The organism is Scleromatobacter humisilvae (assembly GCF_023231945.1).
Taxonomy (GTDB): Bacteria; Pseudomonadota; Gammaproteobacteria; order Burkholderiales; family Burkholderiaceae_C; genus Scleromatobacter; species Scleromatobacter humisilvae.
Genome location: NZ_JAJLJH010000001.1, coordinates 1,840,231 through 1,853,996 on the forward strand (window position 1 = coordinate 1,840,231; position 13,766 = coordinate 1,853,996).

Sequence of the window (13,766 nt, forward strand, 5' to 3'; positions counted from 1 at the left end):
CCCGCCATGAATGACCCGGAACGGCAGTTTGCCGGAGCCCGCCTGCTGGTGGTGGACGACGCCGACATCAGCGCCGAACTCGCCGCCGAGATGCTGCAGAACCTCGACATGACCTGCGTGGTCGCCAGCGAAGGCAGCGCGGCCCTCGCGATCCTGGCCAACGACACCAACTTCGACGGCATCCTGCTCGACTGCGAGATGCCCGACATGGACGGCTACGCCACCGCCCAGGCGATCCGCGCGATGGCCGGGCTGGCCGACGTGCCCATCCTCGCGATGACCGGTCACACGACCGCCGAGGACATGCCGCACATCCTCGAGTCCGGCATGAACGCGCGCATCACCAAGCCGCTGAGCCTGCAGCGGCTGTCGAGCGTGCTGAACCTGTGGATCCGGCCGCGGCCGCTGGGGGCGAGCGCCGGTTCCTGAGCGCGCGGCTTGCGACCAGGGCCTGTTCACACTAATAGCGTGCCCGCGCCGGTGCCCTGCGAGGCGCCAGGCTAGGCGGAGGCGACGCGGCGGGCTGGGCGCCCGCAAGGAGCCTCCAACGACGCCTGGCGCCTCGCAGGACACCGGCCCTCCGGGTGATCCATCAGAAAGCCCGCCTTCGGCGTTGCGAACGCTTGGAGTGGGCCCACCACGCCTGCGCGTTCGCGCCTTGAAGGCGGGCTTTCTGATGGTCACGCGGGCACGTTATTAGTGTGAACATGCCCTAGAGTGCACGTGTCCGCACTCACCCGCAAGGAACCGCATGCGCCCGTCGCTCCGTCTCGCCGCCCTGCTCGCCCTCGTGGCGATGCCCGCCCTCCACGCCGAGGAGATCGGCGACGTCAACACCGCCTTCCAGTGGATCGGCCCCGACCACAAGATCGTCGTCGACGCCTACGACGACCCGAAGGTGGCCGGCGTCACCTGCTACGTGTCGCACGCCAAGACCGGCGGCATCAAGGGCGCGCTGGGGATCGCCGAGGACAAGTCCGAGGCCTCGATCGCCTGCCGCCAGGTCGGGCCGGTGTCGGTCAAGCAGCCGCTGCCGCGGCAGGAGGAAGTCTTCAGCGAGCGCATGAGCCTGCTGTTCAAGCGGCTGCGCATCGTGCGCATGGTCGACCGCGAACGCAACACGCTGGTCTACCTGACCTATTCCGACCGGCTCGTCGACGGCTCGCCGCAGAACGCCGTGACGGCGGTGGCCGTCGACCGCGCCACCGCCATCCCGGTCAAGTAGCCCGGGCCTTCTTGTCGCCGCGCCCGAGCGCCTTGCGCAGGCGCGCGACGAGGTCGGCCAGGTCGTCGCGCAGCACGCGCAGTTCGTCGCGCAAGTCGTCGTCGCTCGCCTGCTTCGCGCGCTCGCCGCGCACCAGGGTGTCGATGTGGTGCGCCGAGTGCTCGAGCTCGACGGCACCGAGCGCGGCGGCGGCCCCGCCCATCGAGTGGATCTCGCGGCCCGCGGCCTCGCGCGTCGCACCGGGCGCGCCGGCGATGTAGCGGTCGACGGCGGCCAGGCCGTCGTCGTAGAGGTCGACGAAGTAGCCGAGCGCCTGCATGTAGAGCGCGCGCTGGCCGGCGAACAGGCTCATGCCGCGCGCGACGTCGAGGGCCTCGATGTTGTCCAGGACGTCGGTGGCCTGCGGCGCGGCCTGTGGCGGCGGCGCTGCGGGTGCGTCGACCGGCGTGGGGCGCGGCGCCTTGCGCGACTCGTCGAGCCAGCGCAGCATCTTCTCGTACAGCGTGGCCGGGTTCACCGGCTTGCCGATGTGGTCGTTCATGCCCGCGGCCAGGCAGGCGTCGCGATCGGCACCGAAGGCGCTGGCCGTCATCGCGACGATGGGTGTCGAATCGAGCTCGGGCACCTTGCGGATCAGGCGCGTGGCCTCCAGGCCGTCCATCTCGGGCATCTGCATGTCCATCAGGATCATGTCGTAGGCGCCGCGCCGCGCCATGTCGACCGCGATGCGGCCGTTGTCGGCCACCTCCACCTGCAGGTCGACCAGGCGCAGCAGCTCGGTGGCGAGCTCCTGGTTGATGCGGTTGTCGTCGGCGATCAGCACGCGCGCGTCGCGGTGGCGCTCCTTGAGCGTCTGCTCGACGCTGCGGCTCGCCACGACGGCCTCGCGCGGCGTCGGCGCGCTGCGCTCCTGCACGCCGGCCGCCTGCAGCTTGGCGGTGAACCAGAACACGCTGCCGCGCCCGAGCTCGCTCTCGACGCCGACGGCGCCGCCCATCAGCTGCGCCAGCTCGCGCGCGATCGACAGCCCCAGGCCGGTGCCGCCGAAACGACGCGTCGTGGATCCGTCGGCCTGCTCGAACGGGCTGAAGAGACGATCCCGCGCTTCGGCGGAGATACCGACACCCGTATCGCGCACCGCGAAGCGGATCGTCCATTCCGCGCCGGCCTGCGCCAGCACGTCGCAGCGCAGCACGACGCTGCCGCGCACCGTGAACTTCACCGCGTTGCTCAGCAGGTTGACGAGGATCTGCGACAGCCGCAGCGCGTCGCCGCGCAGCGCCTGCGGCAGGTCGCCGCGGTCGACGGTCAGCGCCAGGCCCTTGCGACGCGCGCCGTCGGTGACGAGCGCCGCCGCGCGCGCGAGCAGCGCGTCGACCGAGAAGTCCACCGGCGCGAGCACCAGCTTGCCGGCGTCGATCTTGGACAGGTCGAGGATGTCGTTGATGATGTCGAGCAGGTGCATCGCCGCGTCGCCCACCTTGGCCAGGCGGTCGGACGTCGTCGCGTCGTGCGCGTCGCGCAGCATCAGGTGGGTCAGGCCGATGATCACGTTCATCGGCGTTCGGATCTCGTGGCTCATGTTGGCCAGGAAGGCCGACTTGGCCTGCGCCGCGTCCTCGGCGAGGTCGCGCGCGGCCACCAGCTCGAGGTTGAGCGCCTGCAGGTCGGCCTGCGCGCGCTTGGACGCCGTGATGTCGGTGGCGAGCTTGAAGAAGCCTCGCACCTCGCCGCGCTGCACGTCCGGGATGTACTGCACCTCCCAGATGCCCAGGCGCCCGTGGGCGCCAAGCTCCTCGCTCTCGAACTTCTGCGGCGCGCCGGCCAGCGCCAGGCGCGCGAATTCGATGCGCTCGGGCGCAGGTTCCTCGCCGAAGATCTCGATGTTGGTCTTGCCCAGCACCTGGTCGAGCGACTTGCCGAACCAGTCGCAGTAGACGCGGTTGGCGAAGCGGCAGCGCTGCTCGCTGTCCCAGTAGGCGATGCGCACCGGCAGGTTGTCGGCGATGCCGCGCGTGAACGATTCGGCCTGGATCAGCTTGGTGTTGAGCTCCTGCAGGCGGCGCTCGCTGCGGCGCATCTCGGTGACGTCGGTGGCGATGAAGAAATAGCCGCGGATGTCGCCCTCGACGATGTCGGGCAGCCGGTAGATCCAGAAATTGCCGACGCGGCCGTCGGCGCCGCGCATCTCGGCCGGCGTGCCCATCGCCTCGCCGCGCAGCACCTTGGCGATCACGTCGTCCGCGGGCTGCAGCATGACGTTGCCGACCACCGAGCGAGCGTCGCGACCGAGCGCTTCCTCGCGCGTCTTGCCGAACCAGTCGAGCCACGCGCGATTGACGAACTGCAGGCGCTGCTCGCGGTCGACGTAGGCCAGCAGCGTGGGCTGGTGGTCGGTCATCGTCTGGGCGAAGTTCTCGCTCTCGACGCGCGCGGCCACCGCAGTCTCGAGCTCGCGCGTGCGCTCGTGCACGAGTTCCTCGAGGCGGTCGCGATGGCGCTCGAGTTCGGCGGCCGCGGCCTTGCGCTCGGCGATGTCGCGCAGCACGCCCAGCACGGCCGGGCGGTTCTGGTAGGTGGTGCGATTGGCCACCAGCTCGAACTCGGCGATGCTGCCGTCCTTGCGCAGGAATTGCACCTCGTACGTGCGCACCGGCTCCGCGCCCGCGCCGACGCGGCCCGCGAAGCGCTCGTTCCACAGCGGCAGCAGCGTGGGCTCGATGACGCTTCCGAACGGCAGCCCCGTGAATTCCGCGCGCTCGTAGCCGAGGCGCTCGAGCAGCAGCCGATTGGCGTAGACGAAGCGGAAGTCCTGCGCCACGAAGACCCCGTCGGCCAGGGCATCCATCAGCGTGCGGTTGGTGCTCTCGCTGACGCGCAGCGCCTCCTCGGTGCGCCGCGCCTCGGTGACGTCGGTCATCGACAGCAGCCCGCCCGTGATCCGGCCGCCGGCCGCGTCGCGCAGCGGCTCGCAGTTCATCTCGAGCCAGCGCACGCCCAGTTCGGCGTGCCGCACGCCCAGCAACCGGTTGCGCACCGGCGCGCCGGTGGCCAGCACGACGGCGATCGGAAGCTGCTCGCGGGGAATCGATTCGCCGCCGACGTCGATCGGCTGCCAGTAGTCGGCCTCATGGTGGCGCATCTGCGCGAACGTCGCGCCCATCAGCTGCTCGGCGGCCGGATTGACGCCCTTCACGCGTGCCTGGTCATCGAAGATCATGACGCCCTCGCTGAGCGACTCGATCATCGTGCGATAGCGCTCCTCGCTGCCGCGCAGCGCGGCCATCGCGGCGCGCTGGCGCGAGATGTCGTGGAAGACGCAAAGCATGGCCGGCCGGCCGTCCCAGTCGGTGCGGGTGGACGAGACGGCCAGGTGGCGCATTCGGCCATCGGGCAAGGCGACGTGGTACTCGCTGTAGTCCTCTTCGACGTGGCCGGAGACCACCGCCTCGAACGACTCCGCCGAACGCCGGCGCTCCTGGTCGGACAGCAACGCCGCCGGATCCGAACCCACGAGCGCGGCGATCTCCCGACCCAGCATCCGGGCGGCCCGCGCGTTGGCGTAGGCGATGCGATCGTCCTGCAGGATCGCGATGCCGGCAGCTATGTTCTCGATCACCTGGCGGAATGCGCCGCTCTCGGCCACATGGCCATCCGGTTCGCTCATCTGCTTGACACTCCCTGGGTCGCCCTGGTCCAGGCATCGACTCGCGGGCCGGGCCTTGTCCAGGACAACGTGCAGGGCAGTTCACACCGATGCCGACCGCGTGTCAAGCCATATAACCCGCCTCTTCAGCGCCATGCAACGCGGCAGCGGCTCGGGGCGCGCAAGTGGCGCCGGGCCGCCCCACTCAGAAGGCGGTTAGTAGTAGCGGGCTAATACGCGAGCGCGATCAGGCGTCGCGGCGCAGCAGGTAGACGGTGAAGCCGGTGCGCCCCCCGTCCTGCCACGAGCGCTCGCAGCGCCAGTGCGCGGCATGCGCCATGTGCAGGAACTGCGAAGGCGAGTACTTGTAGCAGTTCTCGGTGTGGATCGTCTCGCCCGCGGCGAACGCGAAGCTGCGTCCGCGCACGTGCACCTCGTGCGCGCGCTGGCTCACCAGGTGCATCTCGATGCGGCCCTGCTGCGGGTCGTGGCGGGCAAGGTGGCGGAAGTCGCGGCGGTCGAAGTCGCCGTCGAGCTCGCGGTTGATGCGATCGAGGAGGTTGAGGTTGAACTCGGCGGTGACGCCGGCGGCGTCGTCGTAGGCCGGGATCAGCAGCGCCGGATCCTGCGTCGTGTCGACGCCGATCAGCAGCCGCGAGCGCGGGCCCAGCGTGCGGCCCAGCTGGGTCATCAGGTCGATGGCGGCATCCGGCGTGAAGTTGCCGATCGTCGAGCCCGGGAAGAAGCCGAGGTTGCCGGCGCTGTCGTGCGTCGCGCCGTCGGACGCCGGGAGCGCGAACGGCGCCGTGAAGTCGGCCACCACCGGCTGCACCGCCACGCCGGGGAAGTCGCGGGCCAGGCCGGCGGCCGCGTCGCGCAGGAAGTCGGCGGAGATGTCGACCGGCACGTAGCGCGCGAGCGAGTGCATCGCCGCGAGCAGCAGCCGCGTCTTGCGGCTCGAACCGCTGCCGATCTCGATGAGGCTGTGCACGCCGCCGATCTCGCTCTCGAGCTGCGGCGCGAGGCCGGCCAGCAGGCGCGTCTCGGTGCGCGTCGGGTAGTACTCGGCGACCTCGGTGATCTCCTCGAAGATCTCGGAGCCGCGGCGGTCGTAGAGCCAGATGCTGGGGATGTGCTTCTGGTCGTCGTCCAGCCCCTCGAGCACGTCGGCCTCGAATTGCGGGTCGACGCGGAAGGCCGGCGTCAGCGGCGTGACGTTGTAGCGCGTGGACAGTTCGGACGCATGCGCGTCGCCGGCCCACTGGATGTCTGTCTTCATGCGTCCTCCGCGAGGCGCAGGCCGCTGAACTGCCAGCGCTGCCCGGGTTGAAAGAAGTTGCGATAGGTGGCGCGCAGGTGGCTGCGCGGCGACGCGCACGAGCCGCCGCGCAGCACGTACTGGCCGTTCATGAACTTGCCGTTGTATTCGCCGACCGCGCCGGGCGCGGTGCGGAAGCCGGGGTAGGCCACGTAGGGGCTGGCCGTCCACTCCCAGACGTCGCCGAACATCTGCGACAGGCCGCTGCCGCTCGAGGCCGGACGCGGCCGCCCCGCGCCCTGCTCGACGAAGCCGCCCTCGATGGGCAGGTCGCGCGCGGCGAGCTCCCACTCGAACTCGGTCGGCAGGCGCTTGCCGGCCCAGCGCGCATAGGCATCGGCCTCGAAGAAGCTGACGTGCGACACGGGCGCGTCGAGCGCGAGCGGCAGCAGGCCGCCCAGCGTCATCTGCAGGCGCGTGCCATCGTCCGCCGTCTCCCAGTACAACGGCGCCTGCCAGCGCTGCGCCTGCACGGTGTCCCAGCCGTCCGATAGCCACAGCTGCGGATCCGCATAGCCGCCGGCCTCGACGAACGCGAGCCACTCGCGGTTGGTGACCGGACGCGACGCGAGCCGGAACGACCGCAGCGCGACGACGTGGCGCGGCCCTTCGTTGTCGAACGCGAAGCCGAGGCCGCCGTGCCCGACCTCGATGTTGCCGCCCTCGAACTCGATCCACGCCGGCGCCGGCGACGCGTCGGTCGGCACGGCCGGCAGCGTCGCGCGCACGCCCGGACGCAGCGGGTTCTGCGCGAACAGGTGCAGCAGGTCGGTGAGGATCAGCTCCTGGTGCTGCTGCTCGTGATGCAGCCCGAGCTCGACGAGGTCGCCGACCTCCGATGGCACGCGCGCGCCGAGGAAGTCGGCCATGGCGTGGTCGACATGCGCGCGATAGGCCAGCACGTCCTGCAGCGTCGGCCGCGTGAGCAGGCCGCGCCGCGGCCGCTCGTGGCGCGCGCCGACGGCGTTGTAGTACGAGTTGAACAGGAAGCCGAAGCGCTCGTCGAAGCGGCGGTAGCCGGTGCCGTGCGCCGCGAGCACGAACTGCTCGAAGAACCACGTGGTGTGCGCCAGGTGCCACTTGGCCGGGCTGGCGAACTCCGCGGACTGCGGCGTCATGTCGGCATCGCCCAGGCCGTCGACGAGGCGCAGCGTGGCATCGCGCACGTGACGATAGGCATCGATCGAAGGCGTCATCGTCATCGAGGAAAAAGGCGCGACGGGAGCCGCGGGAAGGCTGTGGAGATTCGGCGCTGACGGGCGCCGCCCCGGCCACAAAGCCGGAGGGCCATGCTAGGGGCAAACGCCGAGCCGTGCTCGCGACCCCCATGGCTCAACCATTGGGGCAGCAGGGGCCATTGCAATGGAAAGGAGCCAGACATTCGTCTTGGTCGTGCGAAGGTCGGCAAACCTTACAGACGCATCGCTCATCCGCGCACGCCGGCGTCACGCGAGCGCGCACCCACATCGAATCGCAGGAGGGGCCGGCGTCTCCCGACGCGGCCCGGCGCGAGGCCTCAGCGCGCGAGCGCCTCGCGCATCTCGGCGATGGCCCGGGCGTAGTCCTTCTGGCCGAAGATCGCGCTGCCGGCCACGAAGGTGTCGGCGCCGGCGTCGGCGGCGGCGCGGATGTTGTCGGCCTTGATGCCGCCGTCCACCTCGAGGCGGATGTCGCGGCCCGAGGCGTCGATCACCTTGCGCAGCTTCTCGATCTTGCGCAGCGCGCTCGGGATGAAGCTCTGGCCGCCGAAGCCCGGGTTGACGCTCATCACGAGCACCAGGTCGACCTTGTCGATCACCCATTCCAGGATGTCGATGGAAGCGGCCGGGTTGAACACGAGGCCGGCCTTGCAGCCCTCGGCCTTGATCAGCTGCAGGGTGCGGTCGACGTGCGTGCTGGCGTCGGGGTGGAAGCTGATCAGGTCGGCGCCGGCCTTGGCGAACTGCTGGGCGAGCGCGTCGACCGGCGAGATCATCAGGTGGACGTCGATGGGCACCGGCGTGCCGTCGGCGCGCACCGCGTGCTTCCTGAGCGCCTGGCAGATCATCGGGCCGAAGCTCAGGTTGGGCACGTAGTGGTTGTCCATCACGTCGAAGTGGATCCAGTCGGCGCCGGCCGCGATCACGTCGGTGAACTCCTGGCCGAGACGGGCGAAATCGGCGGAGAGGATGGACGGGGCGATGCGGTAGGTGGGCTTCATGCGAGGCTGACGTGGACGGCTGGCGGAACGCGTCATTTTAAGGTTGGCGGGAGAGGCGCGCGCGGTCGCTCATCGCGGCCCGGGCAGCGAGGGTCGCACCCGGGCCGATCCGGGCTCCCCCTCGGGGGGCAGCGACGGGAGGAGCGAGGGGGCGGACGTTTTGCCTCAGAATGCGCCGATGCCACGTCCCGAACTCCGCTGCAGCGTCGTCACGCGCTTCCTGCCCGACCAGTCGTCCGCGCAGGAAGACCTCTACGCCTTCGCCTACACGATCACGATCCACAACACCGGCGAGGTGACCGCGCAGGTCATCGGCCGCCACTGGGTCATCACCCACGGCAGCGGCGAGGTCGAGGAGGTGCGCGGGCTCGGCGTCGTCGGCCAGCAGCCGCTGCTCAAGCCGGGCGAGCAGTTCGAGTACACGAGCTGGACGCGCATCACGACGCCGCGCGGCAGCATGCGCGGCGAGTTCTACTGCATGACGGACGAGGCCGAGGCCTTCGAGACGCCGATCGAAGCGTTCCCGCTCGCCATCGCCCAGGCGCTGCATTAGGGCTTGTCGGCGTCCTTGTCCGCCTCGTCGGCGTCAGGATCTGCGCGGCCGCGGAACGTCCACCACACCACCGCCAGCATCACGCAGAGCGCGAGCATGGCCTCGAACACAATCCAGCCCATGAGATCCCGTTTCGCAGTCGTTGCCGTGGTGTCGATTCTAGGGACGCTGGCGGCCTGCTCGTCGACCGGGCCGCACGTCCCCGCGCCGATCGAGTCTCGCACGCCCGGCAGTGGCGCGCCACCGTCGCCCGTGCCCACGCCCGCGCAGCCGCTGCCGCCCTTGCCGCCGCTCGCGGGCGAGCCCGAGCACCCGCACGCGCGCTGGGTGCCGACGGCGTTCGCCGCGCTGCCCGGCTGGCGCGATGACCGCACGCTGGAGCTGTGGCCCGCGCTGCGCCAGGGCTGCACGCTGCCGGCGCCGCGCTGGGTCGCGCTGTGCGGCGAGGCGCTGCGCTTCACGCCGCGCGACGACGCCGACGCGCGCCGCTGGCTGGAGCAGCGCCTCGAGGTGTTCCGGCTCGAGTCGCCCGAGGGCGAGGCCACCGGCCTGGCCACCGGCTATTTCGAGCCGCTGATCGAGGCGCGCCGCAAGCCCGGGGGGGCGTTCCGCACCCCGCTGTGGGGGCCGCCGGCCGGTTTCGTGCCGCACAAGCCGAGCTGGACGCGCCAGGAGATCGACACCCTGCCCGAGGCCCAGGCCTCCGTGCGCGGCCGCGAGATCGCCTGGGTTGCCGACCCGCTCGACGCCCTCGTGCTGCAGGTGCAGGGCTCGGGCCGCCTGCACATCGTCGAGCCCGACGGCAGCGATCGCGTCGTCCGCCTCGCCTTCGCGGGCAACAACGAGCAGCCCTACAGGTCGGTGGGCCGCTGGCTGGTCGACCAGGGCGAGCTCAAGCTGACCGAGGCCTCGTGGCCGACGATCAAGGACTGGGTGCGGCGCAATCCGCAGCGGCTGCAGGAGCTGCTGTGGGCCAATCCGCGCGTGGTCTGGTTCCGCGAGGAGACGCTGGCCGACGCGCGCGTGGGCCCGCGCGGCGCGCAGGGGGCGCCGCTGACGCCCAGCCGCTCCATCGCGGTCGATCCCGCGTCCGTCCCGCTGGGCACGCCGGTCTGGCTGGACACCACCGAGCCGCTGTCGGCCCGCGCCCTGCAACGCGCCGTGATGGCGCAGGACACCGGCACGGCCATCGTCGGCCCGGTGCGCGCCGACTTCTTCTGGGGCTGGGGCGACGACGCCGAGGCGCAGGCCGGGCGCATGAAGCAGCCGCTGCGCATGTGGGTCCTCTGGCCGAAGGCCTGACGCTTCGCCATGAAAAAGGGCCGCGATCGCGGCCCTTCGTCCTGCCGGAGACCGCAGGGCCTCCGGATGCTTGCACGCGGCTCAGGCCTGCGTGCGGCGGCGCCAGGCCAGCAGGCCCAGCGTGGCGGCGGCCATCATCAGCAGCGACGTCGGTTCCGGCACGGCGGTGGTCGTGACGGTGACGTTGTCGATGAAGCTGGTGCCGTCGACGGTGTTGACGCCGGCGAACGTCAGCGCGGCATCGCTGCTGGCGGTGAACGACACGGAGTGCTCCGACCAGGCCTGGCCCGCGAGCGTCGTGTACTCGGCGAAGGACGCGCCGCCGGCGGTCACGTCGTAGCTGTGCGTCCAATAGCCGCTGCGGCCGGCGTCGTCCCAGGTCACCGTGTAGGTGTGGCCGGCGACGAAGTCGAAGTCGCTGGACAGCACGCCGTTGTTCTGGATGCCGGCGACCCAGTTGCCCAGGCCGATCGCGCCGGCGGTGGCCGACGGGTCGCCCCACGGGCCGCTGTTGGCGGCGATCAGCAGCGGCGCCGACCAGTCGGCGACGGTGCAGTTGCTGCCGTAGCAGTAGCTGCCGGTGGCGCTGCTGCTGGATTCGAAGTCGCCATTGGCGATTTCGTTGGCTTGCGCGCCGAATGCGGCAACGCCGAAGGCGGCCGCGACGAGAATGTTCTTGATCATCTGCTTTCCCTCTTGGGTCCGGGCACGAAGGTGCCGCGCGACTGGACGAGGAGCACTCCCTTGGGCCCCCCGGCTGGTGGAAGTAACACACAGTTACGTCGCACCGGGCGGCATGTTCGCACAGCCTTGGGCGTCTTGATGCGGGTAAACCCGGGGATTTGTTGCGCCGCAGCGGACTCGGTGACATAGGTCACACGAAAGCTGTCAATCAGGTGTCAGCGGCGCGCCGGCACGACGCCAGGCGAAAGGGCCCGACCGGAATCGCTCCAGCCGGGCCAACGCGCTTTACCCCACGAGCCGAACGAGACATCGTCGCCGGCTTCCCTCTCTCACAATCAGCCTTGCAGCATGGGTTGAATCATTCGCGAGGGGCGCGGACGGGTCAATGGGTCTGGCGGCGCGGCGACCTCCCTAAGGCGCCCGGCCGGTGACATAGATCACGCCTGAGGCGGAAAACGCGCCAAATACGTCAGCGCCAGCTGACCCGGATCTGCAGTTCGTCGCCGCCGTCGCCCACGCTCGCGACGGTCAGCCACTCGTCGAAGCTGGCCTGCACGGTCGAGTGGAAATCGATGTCGCGGCCGGCCCGCGCGTCGGGGCTGGCGTTGCGCGAGACCGCCACCGGCGCGGCATGGGTCAGCGCGATGTCGAGCTCCAGGGTGTCGCCGTGCGTCCAGCGCGGCGTCACGCGCAGGCCGTCGACGCGGTGGACGACGACCTCGTGGCTCTGCACCTCGGCCTGGTGCGAGCGCGAAGCCGAGCGCGTCGCGCCGACGGACGTGGCGCTGGACGCCGCGCCCGCCACCACCTGTGTGGAGGCGCCCGTGCTCGCGCTCGCGCTCGAGTTGGCGGTGAAGGCCATGTCGTAGACCGTGTGCGTCTCCGAGCGGTCGAACTGGATGGCGCCTTCCTTGCCGTTGGCCACCCGCAGCGATTGCGGGACGACGGGCCGCGCCGTCCCGACCACGACGGCACCCGGGCCGAAGCCGCTGGTGCCCGTCGCCGCGCTGCCCGAGGTGATCGTCCAGCCGCCGCCCGGCGCGGGGCGCGCGTCGGCCGGCTGCAGCCGCCATTCGACGACGAAGTTCGCGGCCGGCACGCTCGCGCCCGCGCGCGTGACGCGATGCGCAGGCGCGGACGCGACGCCCGAAGCGGTCGCCGCAGGATGGAAGCCGGCCGCCACCGACTCGGCGGCGACGCCGGGCCGGGCCGCCATCGCCAGCCACAGCGCGACGAACAGCGCCGTGCGCGTCATGTCGGATCCTCGACCGCGGGCAGCGTGCTGCCCTTGAACAGCGCGGCGCGAAAGCGGCCCTGCTCCTTGGCCTGGTACATCGCCGCGTCGGCGTTGGCGATCAGCGCCTCGGGCGTGTCGCCGTCGCCGGGGAACAGCGCGATGCCGGCGGAAAAGCCCATGGCCAGCGACTGGTCGCCGATCAGGAACGGCCGCTTCATCTGCATCAGCAGCTTGTCGGTGAGCTCGATCGCGTTGCGCGGGCCGTCGTGCAGCGCCTCGGCCACGACGATGAACTCGTCGCCGCCCAGCCGGCCCAGCAGGTCGCTCTCGCGCAGGCAGCCCTGCAGGCGCGAGGCGATCTGGCGCAGCAGCTCGTCGCCGGCGGCGTGGCCCATGGAATCGTTGACGGCCTTGAACTTGTCGAGGTCGACGAAGACGACGGCCACCGACCACTTCTGGCGCGCGGCCAGCGCCAGCGAGCGCCGCAGCGCCTCGGTCAGCGCGGCGCGGTTCATCAGGCCGGTGAGCGGATCGTGCTCGGCCAGGGTGCGCAGCCGCGTCTCGAGTCGCTGGCGCTCGGCCAGTTCCTTCTGCAGTGCATCGGTGCGCTGGGCGACGGCGCGGCGCAGCGCGCGGTTCCACAGCAGCAGGCCGCCCATCAGCAGGCCGGTGCCGATGGCGGCGGCGCCCAGCACGCGCTGCACCTCGGGTCGCTGCCACCAGGCGATGTCCGACAGCGGGATCCAGCGCGCGATCATCGCGGCGCGCTCGGCGTCGTTGATCTGCGCCAGGCCCTTTTCCAGCACGCGGCCGAGCATCGGCCAGTCCTTGCGGTAGCCCAGCGTCAATGTCGAGAAGTAGCCCGTCTCGCCCGCCACGTGCAGGCCGCCGAGGCGGTCGCGCTCGATGATGAACGACGCCGTGGCCAGGTTGACGGCGCAGGCGTCGACGTCGCCGGTGATGACGTCGCGCAGGCCCTGCGCGGCGGCATCGACCTCCGCGGTGATGACGTCCGGGTAGGTGCCGTGCACGAAGTCCTCGGCCGCTGAGTTGCGGTCGACGGCCACGCGCTGGCCGCCCATCTTGGCCAGGTCGCCGGAGCGGTGGTCGTTGCGCCGGCGCAGGACGACGGCCGGCGAGCTGACGTAGGCACTCGTGAAGGCGATGAACTGCTCGCGTTCGGCGGTGGGCCGCAGGGACGTCAGCAGGTCGACCTCGCGGCGCTTCAGGCGGTCGATGTTGGAGGAGCGGTCGGCGGCGGCCACGGGCTGGAACTTCAGGCCGGTGTGCTGCTGCACGAGCTCGAGCACGTCGGCGGACAGCCCGCGATGCTGGCCCTGGCTGTCGACGAAGCTGAACGGCGGGAAGTCGCGCTCAGGCGCGAACAGCACCACCGGGTGCCTGGCGACCCAGGCCTGTTCCTCGGCGTCCAGCAGCGCGTCGGGATCGGCCATGGCCGGCACGCCCACGCTGGCGCCCGCAAGGCCCGCCAGGGCCGTGCCCATTCGCGCGATGACGTCACGACGGTTCAATGCGTGCCCGAATCGATTGGAAGTCCGAAGTTTGCGCGTCCATCGTAGCGATGGATCGCTGCCGATCCA

General features: G+C 71.0%; 12 protein-coding genes. 4 read left to right on the plus strand and 8 right to left on the minus strand.

Features of this window, described 5'->3' with window-relative positions; translation table 11 throughout:
- Positions 1 to 6: 6 nt before the first annotated feature.
- Complete coding sequence (locus LPC04_RS08730) at positions 7 to 429, plus strand: response regulator (protein WP_275681784.1); 423 nt, start codon at positions 7 to 9, stop codon at positions 427 to 429.
- A 322-nt stretch (positions 430 to 751) separates the two neighbouring features.
- Positions 752 to 1,225, plus strand: a complete 474-nt coding sequence (locus LPC04_RS08735; protein ID WP_275681785.1) for a CreA family protein — start codon at positions 752 to 754, stop codon at positions 1,223 to 1,225.
- Here LPC04_RS08735 and LPC04_RS08740 read toward each other — a convergent pair.
- The 4 genes from LPC04_RS08740 to rpe all read right to left on the minus strand — a co-directional run bounded on the left by LPC04_RS08740 (position 1,218) and on the right by rpe (position 8,389).
- Entirely contained in the window at positions 1,218 to 4,892 is a 3,675-nt protein-coding gene (locus LPC04_RS08740; RefSeq protein ID WP_275681786.1) for a PAS domain S-box protein, read from the minus strand. The two genes, LPC04_RS08735 and LPC04_RS08740, sit on opposite strands and share 8 nt — an antisense overlap.
- A 226-nt stretch (positions 4,893 to 5,118) precedes the next feature.
- Positions 5,119 to 6,150: an L-histidine N(alpha)-methyltransferase gene (egtD, locus tag LPC04_RS08745; RefSeq protein WP_275681787.1), complete on the minus strand. Its 1,032-nt coding sequence runs from the start codon at positions 6,148 to 6,150 to the stop codon at positions 5,119 to 5,121.
- Entirely contained in the window at positions 6,147 to 7,385 is a 1,239-nt protein-coding gene (gene egtB, locus LPC04_RS08750) for an ergothioneine biosynthesis protein EgtB (RefSeq protein WP_275681788.1), read from the minus strand. Before egtB ends, egtD begins: the two co-directional genes overlap by 4 nt.
- 320 nt (positions 7,386 to 7,705) lie before the next feature.
- Positions 7,706 to 8,389, minus strand: coding sequence for a ribulose-phosphate 3-epimerase (gene rpe, locus LPC04_RS08755; RefSeq protein WP_275681789.1), 684 nt, complete (start codon positions 8,387 to 8,389; stop codon positions 7,706 to 7,708).
- 178 nt (positions 8,390 to 8,567) lie between these two features.
- Between rpe and apaG the strand changes: the two genes are divergently transcribed.
- On the plus strand, positions 8,568 to 8,942 hold the full coding sequence (gene apaG / locus LPC04_RS08760) for a Co2+/Mg2+ efflux protein ApaG (RefSeq protein ID WP_275681790.1): 375 nt from the start codon (positions 8,568 to 8,570) through the stop codon (positions 8,940 to 8,942).
- Here apaG and LPC04_RS08765 read toward each other — a convergent pair.
- Positions 8,939 to 9,064, minus strand: a complete 126-nt coding sequence (locus LPC04_RS08765; RefSeq protein ID WP_275681791.1) for a hypothetical protein — start codon at positions 9,062 to 9,064, stop codon at positions 8,939 to 8,941. The genes apaG and LPC04_RS08765 overlap by 4 nt on opposite strands.
- Here LPC04_RS08765 and mltA point away from each other — a divergent pair.
- Positions 9,063 to 10,244 (plus strand): murein transglycosylase A, encoded by a 1,182-nt coding sequence (gene mltA, locus LPC04_RS08770; protein ID WP_275681792.1) that lies wholly within the window; start codon positions 9,063 to 9,065, stop codon positions 10,242 to 10,244. The two genes, LPC04_RS08765 and mltA, sit on opposite strands and share 2 nt — an antisense overlap.
- An 81-nt stretch (positions 10,245 to 10,325) precedes the next feature.
- Here mltA and LPC04_RS08775 read toward each other — a convergent pair whose 3' ends face one another.
- From LPC04_RS08775 to LPC04_RS08785, 3 genes are all read right to left on the minus strand, one after another.
- Positions 10,326 to 10,928, minus strand: coding sequence for a PEP-CTERM sorting domain-containing protein (locus LPC04_RS08775; RefSeq protein WP_275681793.1), 603 nt, complete (start codon positions 10,926 to 10,928; stop codon positions 10,326 to 10,328).
- 469 nt (positions 10,929 to 11,397) lie between these two features.
- Positions 11,398 to 12,183 (minus strand): hypothetical protein, encoded by a 786-nt coding sequence (locus LPC04_RS08780; protein ID WP_275681794.1) that lies wholly within the window; start codon positions 12,181 to 12,183, stop codon positions 11,398 to 11,400.
- Positions 12,180 to 13,670, minus strand: a complete 1,491-nt coding sequence (locus LPC04_RS08785; RefSeq protein ID WP_275681795.1) for a diguanylate cyclase domain-containing protein — start codon at positions 13,668 to 13,670, stop codon at positions 12,180 to 12,182. Before LPC04_RS08785 ends, LPC04_RS08780 begins: the two co-directional genes overlap by 4 nt.
- Positions 13,671 to 13,766: the final 96 nt, after the last annotated feature.

Coding starts and splice junctions, on each gene's coding strand:
- LPC04_RS08775 (WP_275681793.1), bottom strand. CDS start 10,928: ATGATCAAGAACATTCTCGTCGCGGCCGCCTTCGGCGTTGCCGCATTC.
- apaG (WP_275681790.1), top strand. CDS start 8,568: ATGCCACGTCCCGAACTCCGCTGCAGCGTCGTCACGCGCTTCCTGCCC.
- egtD (WP_275681787.1), bottom strand. CDS start 6,150: ATGAAGACAGACATCCAGTGGGCCGGCGACGCGCATGCGTCCGAACTG.
- LPC04_RS08730 (WP_275681784.1), top strand. CDS start 7: ATGAATGACCCGGAACGGCAGTTTGCCGGAGCCCGCCTGCTGGTGGTG.
- LPC04_RS08785 (WP_275681795.1), bottom strand. CDS start 13,670: ATGGGCACGGCCCTGGCGGGCCTTGCGGGCGCCAGCGTGGGCGTGCCG.
- mltA (WP_275681792.1), top strand. CDS start 9,063: ATGAGATCCCGTTTCGCAGTCGTTGCCGTGGTGTCGATTCTAGGGACG.
- egtB (WP_275681788.1), bottom strand. CDS start 7,385: ATGACGCCTTCGATCGATGCCTATCGTCACGTGCGCGATGCCACGCTG.
- rpe (WP_275681789.1), bottom strand. CDS start 8,389: ATGAAGCCCACCTACCGCATCGCCCCGTCCATCCTCTCCGCCGATTTC.
- LPC04_RS08765 (WP_275681791.1), bottom strand. CDS start 9,064: ATGGGCTGGATTGTGTTCGAGGCCATGCTCGCGCTCTGCGTGATGCTG.
- LPC04_RS08740 (WP_275681786.1), bottom strand. CDS start 4,892: ATGAGCGAACCGGATGGCCATGTGGCCGAGAGCGGCGCATTCCGCCAG.
- LPC04_RS08780 (WP_275681794.1), bottom strand. CDS start 12,183: ATGACGCGCACGGCGCTGTTCGTCGCGCTGTGGCTGGCGATGGCGGCC.
- LPC04_RS08735 (WP_275681785.1), top strand. CDS start 752: ATGCGCCCGTCGCTCCGTCTCGCCGCCCTGCTCGCCCTCGTGGCGATG.